This window comes from Amaricoccus solimangrovi (assembly GCF_006385685.1).
In the GTDB taxonomy this organism is placed as follows: domain Bacteria; phylum Pseudomonadota; class Alphaproteobacteria; order Rhodobacterales; family Rhodobacteraceae; genus Amaricoccus; species Amaricoccus solimangrovi.
Genome location: NZ_VFRP01000106.1, coordinates 1 through 1,108 on the forward strand (window position 1 = coordinate 1; position 1,108 = coordinate 1,108).

The 1,108-nt window shown below is 66.7% G+C and carries 1 protein-coding gene and 2 pseudogenes; 1 reads left to right on the plus strand and 2 read right to left on the minus strand.

Features of this window, described 5'->3' with window-relative positions; translation table 11 throughout:
- The coding region (locus FJM51_RS23435; RefSeq protein WP_140456497.1) for an ATP-binding cassette domain-containing protein at positions 1–228 on the minus strand (228 nt) is incomplete at its 3' end.
- A gap of 388 nt (positions 229–616) precedes the next feature.
- Here FJM51_RS23435 and FJM51_RS23440 point away from each other — a divergent pair.
- Positions 617–889, plus strand: a pseudogene (locus FJM51_RS23440) (Ldh family oxidoreductase); the annotation flags it as partial.
- Positions 890–975: 86 nt separating this feature from the next.
- Here FJM51_RS23440 and FJM51_RS23445 read toward each other — a convergent pair.
- A pseudogene (locus FJM51_RS23445) lies at positions 976–1,108 on the minus strand (electron transfer flavoprotein subunit alpha/FixB family protein); the annotation flags it as partial.

Genomic DNA, 1,108 nt, shown 5'->3' on the forward strand with positions numbered 1-1,108 from the left:
GATGTTGTTGATCGGCCGCCCCGCCAGCAGGATCTCCCCGTGCGTCGCCGTCTCGAACCCCGCCAGCATCATCAGGCAGGTCGTCTTGCCCGAACCGGACGGCCCGAGCATCGTCAGAAACTCGCCCTTCCCGATGCTGAGGTTCAGATCCTTCACGACCAGAGAGACGCCGTCATAGCTCTTCTGGACATGTTCAAAGGCCACGAAGGCCCGGTTCTCTTCACTCATGTTCTTCCCGGACTCCGGATTTCCTGATCGCGGGAGTCCCGGACATTCTCGCCGGATCCGCGTCGATGGCTGGCATGTGTCGCATGTGTGACACGCTACCGCGGGAGGCGGGATCGATCCGACTTCATGATGGCGCTTGGCAGGGAGCATCGCCTTAATTTCGCCGCTTTACCTCCACATGAGACCAGTGGAGACCCTGTTTTCGAAGAAGTTGACCACGCCCCCCTTTGGGAACGCCCACACCGCGGGCGCCCGGAGGGCGGCGGCTGGGATCCGCCTTGTCCGTCGCGCGCACTGGGTGTCTTGATCGTCGATCGGTTCGATGGGAGGCAGACCTGGCCAGAGCAGCGCCTGATCCGGAGCCCCCGGGCCAGTCCGATCTCCGGATCGGGCGCGGGCGCTCGGGCTCGCCGCGCTGGTCGTCAACGACTGCGGCCATCTCTCGGCGCTCTGGCCCGAGGTGGAACTCATGACCGCGCAGGGTCTCGCCTGCCTCGCGATGTGCCCGAGCTATTCGACGGTGGCCCCGGCGGGCGGCACCGCCCCGCTGCTCGGCACCAATCCCTTCGCCTTCGGCTGGCCGCGTCCGGGCGGTGACCCTTACGTCTTCGACATCGCGACCTCGGTCGCGGCGCGGGGGGAGATCGAACTTCGCGCCCGTGGTCTTCGCAAAGGGGCGCCCGGGCGATCCCTTCGCGCGGGCCGAAGGCTGACGTGAGGGGCCTCGCCCGCCGGGTACCCGGCGCCTCAGCCGAGCTTACCTGCGAGCTCCGGGACGATCTCGAAGAGGTCGCCGACGAGGCCGTAGTCGGCGACCTGGAAGATCGGCGCCTCCTCGTCCTTGTTGATCGCGACGATGACCTTCGAATCCTTCATGCCG